This is a genomic window from Streptomyces sp. NPDC087859 (assembly GCF_044742595.1).
GTDB lineage: Bacteria > Actinomycetota > Actinomycetes > Streptomycetales > Streptomycetaceae > Streptomyces > Streptomyces canus_F.
In genome coordinates this window covers 164,612-180,748 of record NZ_JBIUUU010000020.1, presented here as the reverse complement: position 1 = coordinate 180,748, position 16,137 = coordinate 164,612, and the positions used below count along the sequence as shown (strand labels likewise).

Annotated in this window: 18 protein-coding genes and 1 riboswitch; of the genes, 9 read left to right on the top strand and 9 right to left on the bottom strand. The window is 71.9% G+C overall.

Features of this window, described 5'->3' with window-relative positions:
- Positions 1 to 14: 14 nt before the first annotated feature.
- From ACIOHP_RS39465 to ACIOHP_RS39445, 5 genes are all read right to left on the bottom strand, one after another.
- On the bottom strand, positions 15 to 689 hold the full coding sequence (locus ACIOHP_RS39465) for an urease accessory protein UreF (protein ID WP_401895030.1): 675 nt from the start codon (positions 687 to 689) through the stop codon (positions 15 to 17).
- Complete coding sequence (locus ACIOHP_RS39460) at positions 689 to 2,410, bottom strand: urease subunit alpha (RefSeq protein ID WP_361547710.1); 1,722 nt, start codon at positions 2,408 to 2,410, stop codon at positions 689 to 691. The genes ACIOHP_RS39465 and ACIOHP_RS39460 overlap by 1 nt, the downstream gene beginning before the upstream one ends.
- On the bottom strand, positions 2,403 to 2,714 hold the full coding sequence (locus ACIOHP_RS39455) for an urease subunit beta (protein ID WP_266895517.1): 312 nt from the start codon (positions 2,712 to 2,714) through the stop codon (positions 2,403 to 2,405). The genes ACIOHP_RS39460 and ACIOHP_RS39455 overlap by 8 nt, the downstream gene beginning before the upstream one ends.
- Positions 2,715 to 2,725: 11 nt before the next feature.
- The gene (locus tag ACIOHP_RS39450) at positions 2,726 to 3,028 is read right to left on the bottom strand and encodes an urease subunit gamma (RefSeq protein WP_262059644.1); all 303 of its coding nucleotides are present in this window, start codon (positions 3,026 to 3,028) and stop codon (positions 2,726 to 2,728) included.
- A 111-nt stretch (positions 3,029 to 3,139) separates the two neighbouring features.
- Entirely contained in the window at positions 3,140 to 3,787 is a 648-nt protein-coding gene (locus ACIOHP_RS39445; protein WP_401895027.1) for a TetR/AcrR family transcriptional regulator, read from the bottom strand.
- 115 nt (positions 3,788 to 3,902) lie between these two features.
- Between ACIOHP_RS39445 and ACIOHP_RS39440 the strand changes: the two genes are divergently transcribed.
- Positions 3,903 to 4,907: an ABC transporter permease gene (locus ACIOHP_RS39440; RefSeq protein WP_401895025.1), complete on the top strand. Its 1,005-nt coding sequence runs from the start codon at positions 3,903 to 3,905 to the stop codon at positions 4,905 to 4,907.
- 58 nt (positions 4,908 to 4,965) lie between these two features.
- Here ACIOHP_RS39440 and ACIOHP_RS39435 read toward each other — a convergent pair whose 3' ends face one another.
- A complete protein-coding gene (locus ACIOHP_RS39435) occupies positions 4,966 to 5,262 on the bottom strand; it encodes a type II toxin-antitoxin system Phd/YefM family antitoxin (protein WP_401895022.1) in 297 nt (98 codons plus the stop codon).
- A 64-nt stretch (positions 5,263 to 5,326) separates the two neighbouring features.
- Between ACIOHP_RS39435 and ACIOHP_RS39430 the strand changes: the two genes are divergently transcribed.
- The 3 genes from ACIOHP_RS39430 (at position 5,327) to ACIOHP_RS39420 (ending at position 7,305) form a co-directional block, all read left to right on the top strand.
- Positions 5,327 to 5,962 (top strand): ATP-dependent Clp protease proteolytic subunit, encoded by a 636-nt coding sequence (locus ACIOHP_RS39430; RefSeq protein WP_401895020.1) that lies wholly within the window; start codon positions 5,327 to 5,329, stop codon positions 5,960 to 5,962.
- A gap of 7 nt (positions 5,963 to 5,969) precedes the next feature.
- Entirely contained in the window at positions 5,970 to 6,278 is a 309-nt protein-coding gene (locus tag ACIOHP_RS39425) for a hypothetical protein (protein WP_361547697.1), read from the top strand.
- A gap of 338 nt (positions 6,279 to 6,616) precedes the next feature.
- Positions 6,617 to 6,828: riboswitch (cyclic di-AMP (ydaO/yuaA leader) on the top strand.
- A 3-nt stretch (positions 6,829 to 6,831) separates the two neighbouring features.
- Positions 6,832 to 7,305, top strand: a complete 474-nt coding sequence (locus ACIOHP_RS39420) for a C40 family peptidase (protein ID WP_307033731.1) — start codon at positions 6,832 to 6,834, stop codon at positions 7,303 to 7,305.
- A 97-nt stretch (positions 7,306 to 7,402) separates the two neighbouring features.
- Here the strand turns inward: ACIOHP_RS39420 and ACIOHP_RS39415 are convergent, their stop codons facing one another.
- On the bottom strand, positions 7,403 to 7,861 hold the full coding sequence (locus tag ACIOHP_RS39415) for an ATP-binding protein (RefSeq protein ID WP_361547694.1): 459 nt from the start codon (positions 7,859 to 7,861) through the stop codon (positions 7,403 to 7,405).
- A 212-nt stretch (positions 7,862 to 8,073) separates the two neighbouring features.
- On the opposite strand from ACIOHP_RS39415, the gene ACIOHP_RS39410 reads away from it, so the two are divergent.
- Together ACIOHP_RS39410 and ACIOHP_RS39405 are read left to right on the top strand one after the other, a co-directional pair.
- Complete coding sequence (locus ACIOHP_RS39410; RefSeq protein WP_361547691.1) at positions 8,074 to 8,943, top strand: helix-turn-helix transcriptional regulator; 870 nt, start codon at positions 8,074 to 8,076, stop codon at positions 8,941 to 8,943.
- A gap of 9 nt (positions 8,944 to 8,952) precedes the next feature.
- Positions 8,953 to 9,174: a DUF397 domain-containing protein gene (locus ACIOHP_RS39405; RefSeq protein WP_361547688.1), complete on the top strand. Its 222-nt coding sequence runs from the start codon at positions 8,953 to 8,955 to the stop codon at positions 9,172 to 9,174.
- Positions 9,175 to 9,210: 36 nt separating this feature from the next.
- Here ACIOHP_RS39405 and ACIOHP_RS39400 read toward each other — a convergent pair whose 3' ends face one another.
- The gene (locus ACIOHP_RS39400; RefSeq protein WP_401895016.1) at positions 9,211 to 10,338 is read right to left on the bottom strand and encodes an 8-amino-7-oxononanoate synthase; all 1,128 of its coding nucleotides are present in this window, start codon (positions 10,336 to 10,338) and stop codon (positions 9,211 to 9,213) included.
- 147 nt (positions 10,339 to 10,485) lie between these two features.
- Between ACIOHP_RS39400 and bioB the strand changes: the two genes are divergently transcribed.
- From bioB to bioD, 3 genes are read left to right on the top strand one after another with little or no spacing between them, the layout of a single operon-like run.
- The gene (bioB, locus tag ACIOHP_RS39395) at positions 10,486 to 11,688 is read left to right on the top strand and encodes a biotin synthase BioB (protein ID WP_401895015.1); all 1,203 of its coding nucleotides are present in this window, start codon (positions 10,486 to 10,488) and stop codon (positions 11,686 to 11,688) included.
- Positions 11,681 to 12,961 (top strand): adenosylmethionine--8-amino-7-oxononanoate transaminase, encoded by a 1,281-nt coding sequence (locus ACIOHP_RS39390; RefSeq protein ID WP_361493182.1) that lies wholly within the window; start codon positions 11,681 to 11,683, stop codon positions 12,959 to 12,961. Before bioB ends, ACIOHP_RS39390 begins: the two co-directional genes overlap by 8 nt.
- A gap of 1 nt (position 12,962) precedes the next feature.
- A complete protein-coding gene (gene bioD / locus ACIOHP_RS39385) occupies positions 12,963 to 13,679 on the top strand; it encodes a dethiobiotin synthase (protein ID WP_401895012.1) in 717 nt (238 codons plus the stop codon).
- A 72-nt stretch (positions 13,680 to 13,751) separates the two neighbouring features.
- Here bioD and ACIOHP_RS39380 read toward each other — a convergent pair whose 3' ends face one another.
- Positions 13,752 to 16,121 (bottom strand): LuxR C-terminal-related transcriptional regulator, encoded by a 2,370-nt coding sequence (locus tag ACIOHP_RS39380; protein ID WP_401895009.1) that lies wholly within the window; start codon positions 16,119 to 16,121, stop codon positions 13,752 to 13,754.
- Between the last annotated feature and the right edge of the window lie 16 nt (positions 16,122 to 16,137).

Here is a 16,137-nt window from a genome sequence, read left to right as displayed (position 1 = left end):
TGGTCAGGTAAGTCCTACGACGCGAACAGCCGCACCGGCCAAGCCGCATGCGACTCCGCCGAGATCTCCAGCAACGGAGCGGAAGCCGCGGGCAAGGCGCCCACACCCTCACTCCGCACCCTGCGACCGGCCTCCACCGCCCGATCCGCGACACGGTCCAGCTCCGGCGCCAGCCGCGCCAGCACTCCCGTCGCATCGAACGGATCGAGACTCAGCAATCGCACCGTCGCCGAAGCCGGCCCGCTCACACTCTCGTACGCCGCGCAGTACGCCGCGTCGACCGCATCGAGCCCGGCCGCCCGAGCCGTGACACCCAACACCACAGGCTGGTGCGCCCCCTTGGGGAACTCCCTTGCCAGGGCGTCGAGTTCACCCGACGGCCAGGTGGCCCGCGCGGCCCGCATCAGCTGCCGCCCCAGCCTCCGCGCGGCGACCCGCAGCGCGGGTGACGGTGTACGCGCGTCCGCGGCCGCGTCCAACTCCACGGGATCCACCCCGAGTACGGCGGCGGCTGCCAGCGATGCGGAAACCAGCCCCGCCGTCCACAGCCGCCCCTGGCAGAACGCCTCCAGGCTCGCCGCCCCGGTGATCCGCCCGGCCTTGACGGCCGCCTCGGCCCCGCCGGAGTGCGCATGCCCCCCGGCGGGAAAGCGGCCGTCGGCCAGGACGAGAAGTGCTCCCCTGGACATCAGAACAGGAAGTAACGCTGGGCCATGGGCAGTTCGGCGGCGGGCGTGGCCTCGACCAGCTCCCCGTCGATGTGCACGGCGAAGCTGTCGGGATCGACCTGCACCCGGGGCCGCGCGTCGTTCTCGCGCATGTCCGCCTTGGTGACCCCGCGCGTCGACTCGATCGCCACGAACCGCTTCCCGAGCTGAAGCCGCTCCGGCAGCCCGTCCTCGATCGCCAGTGGGGCGACGAAGTTGAACGAGTTGGAGGCCGGCGCCCGCCCGATCGCGCCGTACATCGGGCGCGGCAGGATCGGCTGGGGGGTGGGGATCGACGCGTTGGCGTCGCCCATCTGCGCGTAGGCGATCTGCCCGCCCTTGACGACGAGGTGCGGTTTGACCCCGAAGAACGCGGGCTCCCACAGCACGAGGTCGGCGAGCTTGCCGGTCTCCACCGACCCGACCTCCCGGGCCAGGCCCTGCGCGATCGCCGGGTTGATCGTGTACTTGGCGACGTACCGGCGTACCCGGTGGTTGTCCGCGCGACCGTCCCCGGGCAGTGCGCCCCGCTTGCGCTTCATGACGTGGGCGGTCTGCCAGGTCCGCATGATGACCTCGCCGACGCGGCCCATGGCCTGGGCGTCGGACGAGATGATCGAGATGGCGCCGAGGTCGTGGAGGATGTCCTCCGCGCCGATCGTCGTCGGCCGGATCCGGGACTCGGCGAAGGCCAGGTCCTCCGGTACCGCCGCGTTGAGGTGGTGGCACACCATCAGCATGTCGAGGTGTTCCTCGGCGGTGTTGACGGTGAAGGGCCGCGTCGGGTTGGTCGAGCTGGGCAGGACGTGCGGCTCGGAGACCACGGTCATGATGTCCGGCGCGTGCCCGCCGCCCGCACCCTCGGTGTGGTAGGCGTGGATGCCGCGTCCGGCGATCGCGGCGAGCGTGTCGCCGACGAAACCGGCCTCGTTGAGGGTGTCCGTGTGGATGGCGACCTGGACACCCGTCCGGTCCGCCACCGTCAGCGAGGCGTCGATGACGGCCGGGGTCGAGCCCCAGTCCTCGTGGAGCTTCAGCCCGAGTGCCCCGCCGCGGATCTGGGAGAGCATCGCCTCGTGCGAGACGGTGTTGCCCTTGCCGAGGAAGCCGATGTTGAGCGGGTACTGCTCCATCGCCTCCATCATGCGGGCCAGGTGCCAGGGGCCGGGGGTGACGGTGGTCGCCTTCGAGCCCTCGGCGGGGCCCGTGCCGCCGCCGACCAGCGTGGTGACACCGGCGGACAGTGCCTCGTCGGCGATCTGCGGGCAGATGAAGTGGACGTGCGCGTCGACCGCGCCGGCGGTGAGGATCCGCCCGTTGCCCGCGATGACCTCGGTCTCGGGGCCGAGGACCAGGTCCGGGTGGACGCCGTCCATCGTGTCCGGGTTGCCGGCCTTGCCGATCGCGGTGATCCGGCCGTCGCGGATGCCGACGTCGGCCTTGACGATCCCCCAGTGGTCGATGATCACCGCGCCCGTGATGACGGTGTCCGGGGTGCCGTCTGCGCGCGTAGCGCGCGACTGCCCCATGGACTCGCGGATGACCTTGCCACCGCCGAACACCGCCTCGTCACCGGCGAGTCCGGGCCCGCCGGAACGATCCTCCTCGATCTCGACGATCAGGTCGGTGTCGGCGAGCCGGATGCGGTCGCCGGTCGTCGGACCGAACAGGTCGGCGTACGCGGCACGCGAGATCTCAGGCATCGAGGGCACCTCCGGTCTCCCCGCGCAGTCCGGGCACGATCCGGGCGCCGGCGAGCGGGACGAGTTCGACGTCGACGGGGATCCCGGGCTCGAAGCGCACGGCGGTGCCGGCGGCGACGTTCAGCCGCTTGCCGCGCGCGGCGGCACGGTCGAACTCCAGGCCGGGGTTGGCCTCGGCGAAGTGGTAGTGGGAGCCGACCTGGACGGGCCGGTCGGCAGCGTTCAGGACGGTGAGGCGGGTGACCTCACGGCCCTCGTTGTAGACGATCGGGCCCTCGGCGAAAAGGATCTCTCCGGGAATCACGGCAGCCCCCGTCAGACGATCGGGTCGTGGACGGTGACGAGCTTGGTGCCGTCCGGGAAGGTCGCCTCGACCTGGACGTCGTGGATCATCTCGGGGATGCCCTCCATGACGTCGTCCCGGGTGAGCAGCTTGCGTCCGGAGGCCATCAGTTCGGCGACCGTACGGCCGTCACGGGCGCCTTCGAGGATGTGCGACGTGATGAGGGCGACCGTCTCCGGGTGGTTGAGCTTGAGCCCCCGGGCCCGGCGCTTCTCGGCCACGTCGGCCGCCACGTGGATGAGCAGCCTCTCTTGCTCGTGCGGGGTCAGTTGCACGTCCCACCTCACAGTCCTCGCTCCGGACCGTGCGGGGTCCGGTTGCCTCCGCCCCGGGGCAAAGTCCCTGGTGGCGTGGCGGCAGGCTAGTTGGACCGCATTTCAGGCAAGTTAACCGAGCTGTGATCCATCGGTCGCGGTGCGCGGGTCCGGCATGCTCATCAACGCCCGTAGACCGTCGCGGAGGATGTCCACCGGTGCGGGGTCGAAGAGGGCCTGCTGGGCGAGGAAGCCGACCGCGACCGCGATCATCGTGCGGGCCACGTGCTCCGGAGGTACGTCGGCCCTCATCATCCCGGCGTCCTGGTAACCCTCGACGATCCGCGTCCAGGCCTGGTGCACCCCGGTGTATCCGTCGTGCAGCAGGACCGCCAGTTCCTTGTTGCGCAGCGTCTCCCCCCACACCTGGATGACGAGCCGGGGGAAGGCGGGCTCGCCGTCGACGGTCAGGTTCTCCCGGGCGCCCAGGGTCCGGCCCAGGACCAGGGTGAGGAGGTCGTCCGGCGGCGGGGGCGGGCTCTGGCGCGAGGCCTCCTCGAAGGCCCCGCGGACCGAGTCGAGCACCTCTCCGACGACCGCAGCGATCAGCTCCTCCTTGCCGCTGAAGTAGCGGTACACCGCTCCGGCCGACAGGTCGACCTCCTTCAGCACGTCCTGCATGGACGTGGCGTGGAAGCCGTTGCGGGCGAAGCAGACCGCGGCGCCTTCGAGGATCTGCCGGCGACGGGCGTCGAGGTGTTCCTGGGATACGCGGGCCATGGTCACCAACTTAAAACGAACGTTCCTTCTTGACAAGAGGCGACGACGGCAGGACGGTGGTGACAGCTAAAACGAACGATCCTTCTTTTTGGATTCCGCTCGGAAGGGAAACGCCATGTCCACCGCCCCCACCGGGAACGCCCGCCGCATGATCGCGGTCACCGTCCTCGTCCCGGTCATCGCGGCGCTCGCCCTGTGGGCCTTCGCCTGGCCCGCGGCCCGCACCGCGCCCCGCGACCTGCCGCTCGGCGTGGCCGGGCCCGCCGCCGCGGCCGCCCAGGTGGAGAAGCAACTGGCACAGCACGAGGGCGCGTTCGAGATCCACCGCTACACGGACGAGGCCGCGGCCCGGGACGCCGTCGAGGACCGGACCGTATACGGGGCGGTCGTCGTCACCGCTGACGGACCGAGGCTGCTGACCGCCTCGGCCGCGAGCCCGGTCGTCGCCCAGCTGCTCCAGCAGACGGTGGCGGAGCAGGCCGCCGCCGACGGCGCACAGGTCAGGACGGTCGACGTGGTGGCCGCCCCGGCCGCGGACCCGCGGGGCGCCGCCCTCAACGCCAGCGTGCTGCCGCTGGCCCTGGCCGGTATGGCGGCGGGCGCGGTGGTGACCTTCAGCGGGCTGCGCGGGACACGTGCCGTGCTCGTCCTGGTCGGCGCCTCCGCACTGGTCGGCGTGGCCGCCGCCGGTGTCGCGGACAGCTGGCTCGGAGTCATCACCGGCGACTGGTGGGCGCAGGCCGGGGCGTTCGGACTGGCGGCGCTGGCCGTGAGCGGCGCCGTCGCCGGTCTCGCCGCACTGCTCGGCACCCCCGGCGTGGGCATCGTCGCCGGTGTGGTCATGCTGTTCGGCAACCCGTGGTCCGGCGCGGCCTCAGCGCCGCAGATGCTGCCCGAGCCGGCCGGCACCATCGGCCAGTGGCTGCCGCCGGGTGCCAGCGCGACCCTGACGCGGTCAGTGGCGTACTTCGACGGCGCGGCGGCGACGGGCCCCGCCCTGACGCTGGCCTGGTGGGCGGCGCTAGGCCTCGGCGCGGTCCTGCTCGGGAGCGCGCTCAAGGACCGGAAGAGGAACGCCGAGCCCCGGGTGACGGAGCGAGAGCTCGCGCCGGTCGGCTGACGGACCGCCCCGCGACCCAAGACCGTGCACCCCTGTGGGTGCACGGTCTTTCCGTGTCTCAGGAGGCTCCGGTCCCCCCGTGGTGCGCCGTGATGCCGAAGCGCTGCTGTTCGCGGGAAGCGGACGCGACCTCCCGGACGGCGGAGACCGCGGTGATCACCTGCTCCTCGGCGAGCTCGGCCGGACCGACGGGCTCCGCGAGCTTCTCCAGTCGTTCCAGGTCGGCGGCGGAGACAAGGGCGACGAGTGGCTTGCCGTGGCGGGTCACGACGACGCGCTCACCGCCGTACACCACGCGGTTGATCAAGTCGGCGAGTTCAGCCCTGGCTTGCGTCACCGGAATCTCGTAGGCCATGACCCCATTCTAGCGTCAAGTACATCCTGTACATTTTTTACAGACACAGAAGGAGGGGTGCCTCATGACCCGACCGTCCGCCCGCTATGTGCTGCCCGAGTTCACGGAGCGCACGAGCTCCGGCTCGAGGACGATGGACCCGTACTCGAAGCTCCTGGAGGAGCGGATCGTCTTCCTCGGGACACAGATCGACGACACGTCGGCGAACGATGTGATGGCCCAGTTCATGCACCTCGAGTACCAGGACCCGGACCGGGACATCTCCCTCTACATCAACTCCCCCGGCGGCTCGTTCAGCGCGATGTCGGCGATCTACGACACGATGCGGTTCGTCACCTGCGACGTGGAGACGGTCTGCCTGGGGCAGGCCGGCTCGTCCGCCGCGGTGCTGCTGGCGGCGGGCACCCCGGGCCGGCGGTTCGCCCTGCCCGGCGCGCGCGTGGTGATCCACCAGCCGTCCCTGCCCCAGCCTGTGGAGGGCCAGGCCAGCGATCTGGCCATCCAGGCCGAGGAGTTGGGGCGCATCCGGTTCCGGCTGGAGGAGATGCTCGTACGGCACACCGGGCGCACCCACGAGCAAGTCACCGCGGACATCGAGCGGGACAAGGTCCTGGACGCGCAGGAAGCCGTGGAGTACGGCCTGGTGGACGGGATCATCCCCAGCCGCAAGGCGTCGCGCACCGCGCCCGGCGCCCGGTGAGCGGGCGATGCTGCCGCCGGAACTTCCTCCGCTGCCCGCCCTGACGCGCGCCGAGGGCGAGTTGATCGACCGTTATCTCGAGGTGGTCGACCTGCTCGGCCGTATCAACCCGGCGCGCCACGATGACACCTACCGCGGGCTGCGGGCCGCCCAGGCGCTGGTGACGAAGGCCGCCGAGCTGCGCGACGCGCTGGCGACCATGCATCGGCGCGGCGAGACCGAAGTGCACGCCATGACCCTGGCGCGTGCGCTGCGGGTGCTCGACGGCGAGCGGCGCACAGCCCGGGTCACGGTGCCGCCGCACTCCGACAGTTGACGTGACGGCAGCCGGTCCGGCGCGCCCGACCGCGTGGCGGCGCGTCCGGGCCGGCCTTCAAACGGACCAAACGACGTACCCCCGTTTGGAGTAGACACCTCTCCTTTGACAGGGCCGCAAAGGTTGCGCAACGCGCGTAGCCCGACTCCGGAATGAGTACCTCCGTCGCTGGTCCGGGGGTCCTTGACCCTGTCGACGTTCCCTCGAACAGACGAGTGTCCACCCGAACGGGTGAGTGGTGAGTAACGCCACAAATCCCCGATTCCATTGGGTTTTTCGGCGTGGAGTACGTGAAGATCCCTGTCTGACGACAAGACCCCGCCGCAGCGGCGGGGCGATCCGGGCGGACGCCGAGTCCTGCCGCCGCCCGGATGACCGGTCGACAGGAGTGGATCGGCAGGAGTGGAGGACCCAGGCACGACGGGTCGCCGGATCGGCCTTCAACAGCCGATCCGAGCAGCCCTTGGGGTGAAGCCGCAGTATGCGGCCGGGCAACTTCGCCAGCCCGAATCCGACAGGTCATCCTTCACAGGCGGCTGACGAAGGGTTGCGCATGTCTGCGCTCAATCGTGTCCCGTCGCTCATGGCCCGGGCCGGTACGGCCTCGGCTCTCACCATCGCCGCCGTGGGCGGCTCCCTCGTGGTCCCGGGCGTCGCATCCGACGCCGAGGCCGCGACACCAGCGACGAAGGCACTCCAGGTCGCTGCCTCCAAGAAGGGCTCCCCGTACAAGTGGGGCGCCGCGGGGCCGCACCGGTTCGACTGCTCCGGGCTCACGCTCTACTCATTCAAGAAGGCGGGCAAAAGCCTGCCTCGTACGGCGGCCCAGCAGTACAACAAGACCCGCCACATCTCCGTGGGGAACCGCAAGGCCGGAGACCTCGTGTTCTTCCACTCCGGCTCCAGCGTGTACCACGTCGGCATCTATGCCGGGAAAGGGAAGATCTGGCACTCCCCGAAGAGCGGGGAGGTCGTGAAGCTGCAGAAGATCTGGACCAAGAGCGTCTGGTACGGCCGGGTCAAGTGACCCGTCCCGTGGGGGTGATGGCGACCTGACCTGCCGTCACCCTCGCGGGGCCGCCGTGACGCCTTGAGAGGCGCCTCCGACTTCCGGAGGCGCCTCTCTACGGTTCCTGCTGCCCCGCCGCGGAGACCGGCTCGGCCGGTACCGTCCACGGGAGTTCGATGGAGACGGTCTTGCCGCCCTCCCGGGTGGGCCGGACTCTCAGCTTGCCGCCGCACTCCGCGGTCAGCCAGCGGATGATGACCATGCCACGGCCGTTGTCCTGCTGGACGGCGGCCGGCAGCCGCTTCGGGAACCGCGGATGACTGTCGGTGACCCCGATGCGCAGTTGTTCGTCGCGGTCGAGCCGGATGTCCACCGTGAAGGTGGGTGACTGCCCGAAGGTGTGCTGTACGGCGTTGGTGGCGAGTTCGGAGACGATGAGCCGGATCGTCTCGGCTGCCTCGGTGGTCGCCGGCAGGCCCCATTCCGCCAGGGTGCCGATGACATAGGTGCGGGCCGTGGCGACCGAGGCGGGATCGCTCGGCAGAGTGACGGATGCTTCCAGATGGTCTGCCATGGCGACGTCGTCCCTTTCCCACGGGACCGCGGTCCGACACGGAGCGGATGGTTCGAGTACGGTCCCGGACTGGTGCTTCATCGCCAGACTGCCATTACGCGGCCGGTCACGGTGCCGATCCACCAAGATATGCATATATCTGTCGCTCGAAGCGGTGAACTCTCCGACGGAAGACCGTATTTGGGTGGCCCGGAAGGAGTAAGGAGTAGCCCATGCAGCACGGTCCCGCGGTACGCCGCCGGAAACTGGGCGCCGAACTGCGTGCGTTGCGCACCAGTGCGGGGCTCACCAGTGGTGAGGCGGCCCGGCTGGTGGGCTGGCACCAGTCGAAAGTGAGCCGGATCGAGACCGGCGCCAGCGGCGTGAAACCGGCCGACGTGCGGTTACTGCTGGACGCCTATGCGGTGCACGATACCCAACTGCGCGAGTTGCTCCTGGTGTTGGCGGGCTCCGACGAGGGCGGCGGACGGCACCACTGGTGGCACCAGTACCGCGGGGTACTGCCACCGACGTATCGCGACTTCATCAGTCTGGAGTCCCAGGCCGGTGCGATGCGCACGCTGGAGACCTCCGTGGTGCCCGGGCTGCTGCAGACGCCCGAGTACGCGCGTGCGGTGACCCGGGCCGCGGTGAACGGGCTCGGCACCGAGCCGGATGAGCGGCTCGACGCGCTGGTGAAGGTCCGGCTGGCCAGACAGGACGTGCTGCGGGCCGAACCGCCGCTGAAGCTGAGCGCGGTGCTGGACGAGGCGGTACTGCGCCGGGACATCGGCGGGCCCGAGGTCATGGCGCGACAACTGGAGCGGCTGATGGAGGCGGCCCGGCTGCCCCAAGTCCGGATTCAGGTCCTGCCGTTCGCCGCGGGAGCCCACATCGGCATCACCGGGCCTTTCGTAATCTTCTCATTTTCGAGCACATCTGATCTGGACGTGGTTGTTCTCGACCACTTGACGAGTAGCCTCTACCTTGAGCGGAAAGAAGACCTCCAGGCCTATACCGAGGCCTTCAACGCCCTTCAGATCCACGCCCTTTCGCCCGAGGACTCGTTGGATTACATCGCCGGGATAGGTGACGGCGCGTAAGGAGGCACCATGTCCGCAATGCCTCGGAACATATCTTCCAGTACTGATCTGCACCCCGTGCGGTGGCTGCGCAGCAGTTACAGCACGGGAGCCAACAACTGTGTCGAGACGGCTCGGCCGCACACCGGTCCAGGGACCGGGCTGCTCGCCGTGCGCGACTCCAAGAACCCGTCCGGACCCGCGCTGCTCTTCTCCCCCGGGAGCTGGGCGGAGTTCACGGCCTCGTTCTGATCCCTTCCGCCCCTAGCACGGCCGTGTCACGCCGACTCATGGTCGTGTCTCACCGATCACACGTACAGCGCGTTCGATCTGCGCCTCGGAGAGGTCCGCGCGGGCGGTCAGCCTGAGCCGTGAGATGCCGTCGGGCACGGAAGGGGGACGGAAGCAGCCCACGGCCAGACCCGCGGTACGGCAGTCCGCCGCCCACCGCACGGCCTCCTCCGGGGACGGCGCGCGCACGGAGACGACCGCGGCGTCCGGGCGTACCGCCTCGTGACCCGCGGCGGTCAGCCGTGCGTGCAGTTCGGCGGCCACCTCGCGGGCCCGCGTCGCGCGCGCGGGCTCGCGGCGCAGCAGGTGCAGTGCCGCGAGGGCCGCTCCCGCCGCGGCGGGGGCGAGCCCGGTGTCGAAGATGAAGGTCCGGGCCGCGTTCACCAGGTGCTCGATCACCCGGGCGGGGCCGAGGACGGCGCCGCCCTGGCTGCCGAGCGACTTGGACAGCGTGACCGTCACGACGACGTCGTCGGCGCCCGCGAGTCCCGCCGCGTGCGGGGCGCCGCGGCCGCCGTCGCCGAGCACGCCGAGGCCGTGGGCGTCGTCGACCACCAGCCCCGCGCCGCGCTCCCGGCATGCCTCGGCGAGCCCGGCCAGCGGAGCGGCGTCGCCGTCCACCGAGAAGACGGTGTCGGACACGACGACCGCGGGGCCCTCGTGCGTCTGCAGTGCCTTGCGGACGGCCTCGGGATCGGCGTGGCCGACGACCTGTGTCGTGCCGCGGGCCAGCCGGCAGCCGTCGATCAGCGAGGCGTGGTTGCCGGCGTCGGAGACGATCAGCGAGCCGTGCGGGGCCAGTGCGGTGACCGCGGCGAGGTTGGCCGCGTAGCCGGAGGAGAAGACGAGGGCCGCCTCGAAACCGCAGTATTCGGCCAGCTCGAGTTCCAGCTGACTGTGGAGCTCGGTGGTACCGGTGACGAGTCGGGATCCGGTCGAGCCTCCGCCCCAGGTCCGAGCGGCCCGCGCGGCGCCTTCGGTGACCTCGGGGTGGCGGGCCAGGCCCAGGTAGTCGTTGCTCGCCAGGTCCAGGAGCGGCGAGTCCGCGGGGCGGGGCTTCAGGGTGCGTACGAGTCCGGCGCGACGGCGCAGCAGCGCCTGCTCGTCGATCCAGCCGAACGCCATGGGTCCTCCGAGGGTTTTGTAGGCAGCGAACAGACACTAATGGGATGAGCAGCCACCCACTGTGTGGCAATACCCACACAGTGAATGGCCGCTGTTGTGCGAACTCTCCTTGGCCCGAGACGGCTCCTTAGGACAGGATCAGTTTTCATGGACCTGCTGAACACGCTGGTGGACAAGGGGCTTCGGCGCGAGCTGCCGACCCGCGAGGAAGCACTTTCCGTCCTCGCCACCTCCGACGACGACCTGCTCGATGTGGTGGCCGCGGCCGGAAAGGTGCGCCGGCACTGGTTCGGCCGCCGGGTGAAACTGAATTACCTCGTCAACCTGAAGTCCGGCTTGTGCCCCGAGGACTGCTCCTACTGCTCGCAGCGCCTCGGCTCGAAGGCCGGGATCCTGAAGTACACCTGGCTCAAACCGGACGAGGCCTCCAAGGCGGCCGCGGCCGGACTCGCGGGCGGCGCCAAGCGGGTCTGTCTGGTGGCGAGCGGCCGCGGGCCGACGGACCGGGACGTGGACCGGGTCTCCGACACCATCAAGGCGATCAAGGACCAGAACGAGGACGTCGAGGTGTGCGCCTGCCTCGGTCTGCTCTCCGACGGCCAGGCCGAGCGGCTGCGCGAGGCGGGCGCCGACGCCTACAACCACAACCTCAACACGTCCGAGGCGACGTACGGCGAGATCACGACCACGCACACCTACGCCGACCGCGTGGACACCGTGCAGAAGGCGCACGCGGCCGGTCTCTCGGCGTGCTCGGGTCTCATCGCCGGTATGGGCGAGTCGGACGAGGACCTGGTCGACGTGGTCTTCTCGCTGCGCGAGCTGGACCCGGACTCGGTGCCGGTCAACTTCCTGATCCCCTTCGAGGGCACCCCGCTGGCCAAGGAGTGGAACCTCACCCCGCAGCGCTGTCTGCGCATCCTGGCGATGGTCCGGTTCGTCTGCCCGGACGCCGAGGTGCGCATCGCGGGCGGCCGCGAGGTCCATCTGCGCAGCATGCAGCCCCTCGCCCTGAACCTGGCCAACTCGATCTTCCTCGGTGACTACCTCACCAGCGAGGGCCAGGCCGGCAAGGCCGACCTGGACATGATCGCGGACGCCGGGTTCGAGGTGGAGGGCGCGGGCGAGGTGACGCTGCCGCAGCACCGGGTGGACGTGGCCGCCGCCGGGGGCGGATGCGGATCGCACGAGAGCGCGGGCTGCGGATCGCACGAGGGCGCCGGGTGCGGCTCCGTCTGCGGTTCGACTCCCGAGCCGGACGTGAGCGAGCCCGCGGTGAACGAGCCCCGTACGGACCTGGTCGCCGTACGCCGCCGTGGTGCCGGAACGGATCTCGCGCCCAATGCCTGAGCTGTCCGTGTCCGAGCTGCTGGAGCTCGACCGGCGGCATGTCTGGCATCCGTACGGTCCGATGCCGGGCCGCGCCGAGCCGCTCGTCGTGGAGTCGGCGAGCGGGGTGCGGCTGCGCATGGCGGACGACTCGGGCGAGCTCGTCGACGGCATGTCGTCCTGGTGGTCGGCCATCCACGGCTACAACCACCCGGTGCTCAACGAGGCCGCGCGCGAGCAGCTGGGGCGCATGAGTCATGTGATGTTCGGCGGGCTCACCCACGAGCCCGCCGTACGGCTCGCGAAGCTCCTTGTCGACATGTCGCCCGACGGTCTGGAGCATGTCTTCCTCGCCGACTCCGGATCGGTGTCGGTCGAGGTCGCGGTGAAGATGTGCCTGCAGTACTGGCGGTCGCTGGGCCGCCCGGGCAAGCAGCGGCTGCTGACCTGGCGCGGCGGCTATCACGGCGACACCTGGCAGCCGATGTCGGTGTGCGATCCCGAGGGCGGGATGCACGAACTGTGGACCGGCGTGCTCCAGCGCCAGGTGTTCGTGGGCCCTCCGCCGGTCGAGTACGAGGAGGAGTACGCCGAGGAGCTTCGCTCGGCGATCGCACGGCACGCCGACGAGCTGGCCGCGGTGATCGTGGAGCCCGTCGTGCAGGGCGCGGGCGGGATGCGGTTCCACTCCCCCGCGTATCTGCGGGTGCTGCGGGAGGCGTGCGACGCGCACGACGTGCTGTTGGTGTTCGACGAGATCGCGACCGGCTTCGGGCGTACGGGCGCGCTGTTCGCGGCGGACCACGCGGCGGTGACGCCGGATGTGATGTGTGTGGGCAAGGCGCTGACCGGCGGCTATCTGACGATGGCGGCGACGCTGTGCACGTCGAAGGTGGCCGACGGCATCTCGCGGGGCGAGGTCCCGGTGCTCGCGCACGGCCCCACGTTCATGGGCAATCCGCTCGCCGCGGCCGTCGCCTGTGCCTCGATCGAGCTGCTGCTCGGCCAGGACTGGCTCGCCGAGGTCAAGCGGATCGAGGCGGGCCTGCGGGAGGGGCTGGCGCCGGCTCGGGAGCTGCCGGGTGTGCGGGACGTACGGGTGCTCGGGGCGATCGGCGTGGTCCAGCTCGACCGCCCGGTGGACATGGAGGCCGCCACGGAGGCGGCGGTGCGTGAGGGCGTGTGGCTGCGGCCGTTCCGCGACCTGGTCTACACGATGCCCCCGTATGTCACGGGGGACGCGGATGTGGCACGGATCGCGCGCGCGGTGTGCGCGGCGGCCCGGGAGGGATGACATGTCGGTACTGGTGATCACGGGTACGGGCACGGAGGTGGGCAAGACCGTCGCCACCGCCGCGATCGCTGCCGCCGCCGTGGCGGCGGGGCGGTCCGTGGCCGTGCTCAAGGCGGCCCAGACCGGCGTACGTCCGGACGAGCCCGGGGACGCGCAGGAGGTCGCGCGGCTGGCGGGGCCGGTGACGACCGCCGAAGTCGCCCGCTACCCGGAGCCGCTGGCCCCCGCGACGGCGGCCCGGCGGGCCGGGCTCCCGCCGGTGCACCCGGGGGAGGTCGCCGAGGCCGCCGCCAAGCTGGCCGCCGAGCACGACCTGGTGCTGGTCGAGGGGGCCGGCGGGCTGCTCGTACGGTTCGACGAGGAGGGCGGCACCCTGGCGGACGCGGCGGCACTGCTGCGGGCGCCGGTGCTGGTGGTGGCGTCGGCGGGCCTGGGCACGCTCAACACGACGGAACTGACGGCCCGTGAACTGCGCGCCCGGCAGCTGGACTTCCTCGGTGTCGTGATCGGCAGCTGGCCCGACTCCCCGGATCTGGCCTCGCGTTGCAACGTGGCGGATCTGCCGGAGGTGTCCGGGGCGCCGCTGCTCGGTGCGCTGCCCGTCGGCGCGGGGTCGCTGGTGCCCGCCGACTTCCGTGCGGCGGCGCCGGGTTGGCTGGCGCCGCGGCTGGACGGGGTGTGGGACGCGCAGGTGTTCCGGGAGCGGACGGCCGACTGACCGGTTCCGGTCGGCGTCAGCGGGGGCCGGCCTTCCGCGTCGTCTCCCGCATCGCGGCCGGTCCCTCCGTCGTCACCGCCCCTCCCCTTCGCCCAGCAACCGCACCAGCTCGATCCGCGACCGGATCCCCAACCGCGTGAACACACCCCGCAGATGGTGGTCGATGGTGCGCGGGCTCAGGGCGAGGCGGGTGGCGATCTCGCGGTTGGTGGCGCCGTCGGCGGCCATGCGGGCCACCATGAGCTGCTGGGCCGTGAGGCGGACGGTGGGGTCGTCGAGTGCGCCCTGCGCCGGGGCCGCGGGGGCGCCGAGGGCGCGGAGTTCGGTGCGGGCCTGGGCAGCGCAGTGCGGGGCGCCGAAGTGCTCGAAGGCCTCCAGGGCGCTGTGCAGACGGTCGCGGGCCTCCGTGCGGTGGCGCAGTCGGCGCAGTGCGCTGCCGAACAGCAGCTCGGTGCGGGCGCGTTCGAAGTCCCGGGTGCCGCGGGCGTGGAGGTCGAGTGCGGTGCGGTAGTGCTCGATCGCCTCGGCGCCGGGTGCGAGCAGGGCGCGGCAGCGGGCGCTGAGCGCCAGGTCGTCGGGGCTGCGTACGGCGCTCGCCCAGCGGTGGTAGTCGGCGTGGGCGGCACGGGCGACCCGGGTGTCGTCGGTGCGGACGGCCGCCTCGACGTAGTGCGGGGTGGCCAGGTGGCGGATCGCCCGGTGGCCGTGGCCCGGGCCGAAGCCGGCGAGGGCGCGCAGCCGGGCCGCCGCGGCGGCGAACCGGCCACTGCTGAGGTCGAGGTAGGCGAGCGCCCACTGGGCGAGGGCGGCCGGCAGGCCGAGGCCGTGGGAGCGGGCGTACGACCGTGCGGTGGCGGCGCGTTCCCGGCAGACCTCGGCGTCGCCGGTCAGCGCCGCGAACATGGCGAGGGCGGCCTGCAGATGGCAGGCGCCGTTGTCCTGGCCGGTGGCGTACGCCTGCCGGAGGGCGTCCGTCGCGGCGGCCTCTCCGGCGCGCGGGCGTCCGGTCCAGAAGTCGGCGTAGGCGCGGAACTCCATGGCCTGCGCCACGACGACCGTCGCGCCGCGCATCCGGGCCGAGGCGGCCGCACGGACGGTCGCGGCGGCGGCGAGGGTGTGGTCGCCGAGCAGGAGCGCGGCGATGCCGGCGTGCACGAGGAGGGTGGGGTCGCCACCGGGCCCGCACCGGCCGGCCGCCGCCGCGAGAAGGTCCCGCGCGTCCTCGTACCGCCCCTCGAACGCCGCTGCGAGCCCGCCGAGCGTGCCCGGCGGCACGATCCCCATCCGCCGGGCGACCAGGGCCGCGTCCCGGCATCGACGCAGGTCACCGGTGTAGATGGCGGCCTCGGTGGCGCGGGCGAGGAGATGGAGGGCGGGGTCGGGGACGTCGAGGGTCGTGGTGCGGGGGCGCGGCGCGGGCGAGGGCGTCGGGGCATCGGCGGACGGCGAGGCCGGGACGTTCGCCCGGCTCGGCGTGCGCGGGGGCATCGGGTACGACATCGCGCGAGTGACAGGCCCCGCGCCGCGCAGGAGGGCCTCCCCCGCCCCGGGCTCACCGCCGACCCCGCCCTCTTCCGTCACCACGGCCGTCAGCAGCGCGTCGAACGCCTCCGCCGCGTTGCCGGCCCGCAGCGCGAGCACCCCGGTGAGCGCGTCGCCGTCGGCCGCTGCGGCCAGCCGGCGGGCCCGGTCCCCGTCCCCGGCCTGCCAGGCGTATGCCGCCGCGCGGGCCAGCAACCGGGCCTGTCCGGGGTGGTCGGGGCTCAGCGCGGCGGCGCGTTCGGCGAGGGCGCGGGCCTGGTGGAGGCGGCCCGCGTCGCGGGACCTCGTCGCGGCCGCTCCCAGTTCCGCCGCCAGCCGGGTGCTCGGGCCGAGCGCGCCCGCGCCGCGGTGCCAGGAGCGCAGAGACGTTTCACCACCGGTGCGCAGGACCCGGGCCAGCAGCCGGTGGACATCGCGGCGGTCCGCCGGGGATCCCGACTCGTACGCGGCGATCCTCGTCCATGTGTCGCGGAAGACGACCCCGGTCGCCGAGGCGTGCGCGATCCCGGCCGCCTCCGCGGCCTCCAGGGGCCGGGTGTCGAGCCGGGCGGCGGCGACGGCCCGCAGGAAGGCGTGGGTGGCGACGGGGTACTGATCGGCCGCGGCCAGGAGCAGCAACAGCCGGGTGTCGTCCGGCAGTTCCCTGATCTGCGCACGGTGTGCGCGCAGCAACGCCGGGGCCAGTTCCGCCGGTTCCGTCGGCAGCGGGTCCAGGCCCGCCGACTGACGTGCGCCGAGCAGCCGTACGGCTTCGGCGGCTGCGCGCGGATCGCCGTGCACCGCGCGCAGCAGCCTTACCCGGACGCCCTCCGGGAGTCCGGCGGCCAGGTCCTGCCACGCCTCCGCGAGCCGCGGTGACGACGTGCCCTCGAGGGGCGGTGGGGTTACAGGAGTCAGCACACCTTTGACGTTACTG